General features: G+C 35.7%; 1 protein-coding gene. It reads left to right on the top strand.

Annotated elements, in window-relative coordinates; genetic code table 11:
• Positions 1 to 55: 55 nt before the first annotated feature.
• Positions 56 to 1,410 (top strand): IS3 family transposase gene (locus ACFXN8_RS26465; RefSeq protein ID WP_386848325.1). Its coding sequence is split into 2 segments (ribosomal slippage): positions 56 to 509 and positions 509 to 1,410, totalling 1,356 coding nucleotides; the frame shifts between segments, so codons are not numbered across the junction.
• Positions 1,411 to 1,446: the final 36 nt, after the last annotated feature.

Raw genomic sequence — 1,446 nt, 5'->3', positions numbered from 1 at the left:
TGAACTGCACCCCAATTGTTAGACACAATCTAACAATTGGAGGTGCAGTTTTTCTATGGCTAAATTTAGTGCAGAAGAAAAATTACAAGCTGTTGCTCGATATTTAAATGGTAATGAGAGTTATCGAACAATTGGAAAATCTATTGGTGTAAATCATAAAGCAATCCAAAAATGGGTCAAACAATTTGAATATAACGGTGTAGACGCATTTATTAAACAATGTACAATTTATACACGAGAGTTTAAACTAGATGTACTTAATTACATGACTGAATTCGGTACATCTACTATTGAAACTGCAGCTATTTTTAATATATCTGCCCCTTCAACGATTATTGTTTGGAAAAAACAACTCGAAACACATGGAGTGGATGCCCTTCAGTCAAAGAAAAAGGGGCGTCCATTCATGAAAAAAGATTCGAATACACAATCAAAACAAGCAGCAGTAGAAGGCTCTACAGAAGCACTTCAAGCGCGTATTAAACAACTCGAAATGGAAAACGAGTATTTAAAAAAGTTGAATGCCTTAGTTCAAAACAAGGAAAAATTACCACAAAAGACAAAGTAAAAGTCATCTGTGAATTAAGGCATAAATATTCGGTGAAAGCACTTGTGACGTATGCAGGAATTCCGCGTAGTACATTTTATGATATGGCAAAAAAGTTAGATTTACCGGATCCAGATGCCGATTTAAAAGCAGAAATCGAAGCGATTTACGAAGAACATGAAGGTCGTTATGGCTACCGTCGTATACGTGATGAGTTAGCGAATCGTGGGCAGAAAGTAAATCATAAAAAAGTTCAGCGCATTTTGAAAGAGCTCGGTTTAAAGTGCCTCGTGCGTATGAAAAAATATAAATCATATAAAGGCTCAGTGGGTAAAATTGCGCCAAATATTTTAGACCGCAACTTTACAGCGGAAGCGCCAAATGAGAAATGGGTAACGGATATTACAGAATTTAAATTATTCGGAGAGAAGCTTTATTTATCGCCTGTTTTAGATTTATTTAATGGTGAAATTATCACGTATACAATTGGTTCAAGGCCTACCTATTCACTTGTTTCAGATATGTTAGAAAAAGCTTTAGAATACTTACCAGAGGACCACCAGCTACTCATGCATTCAGATCAGGGCTGGCACTATCAAATGGAAAAGTATCGTAAAAGACTTCAATCAAGAGGAATTGTGCAGAGTATGTCTCGTAAAGGAAACTGTTACGACAACTCTGTGATGGAGAATTTCTTTGGAATTATGAAGTCGGAATTCCTCTACTTGAAGGAATTTGAAAGTGTAGAGCATTTTAAAATAGAACTAGAAAAATATATTGAATACTACAATACGAAACGGATGAAGGCAAAATTAAAAATGAGTCCGGTGCAATACCGAACTCATTTTATACAAGCTGCCTAATGAAATAACCGTGTCTAACTTTTAGGGGTCACTTCA

Origin of the sequence: Lysinibacillus sp. NPDC059133 (genome assembly GCF_042755925.1) — a bacterium.
Lineage (GTDB): Bacteria > Bacillota > Bacilli > Bacillales_A > Planococcaceae > Lysinibacillus.
Note: the sequence above shows the minus strand (reverse complement) of the source record. Positions and strands in the feature narration are given on the sequence as shown.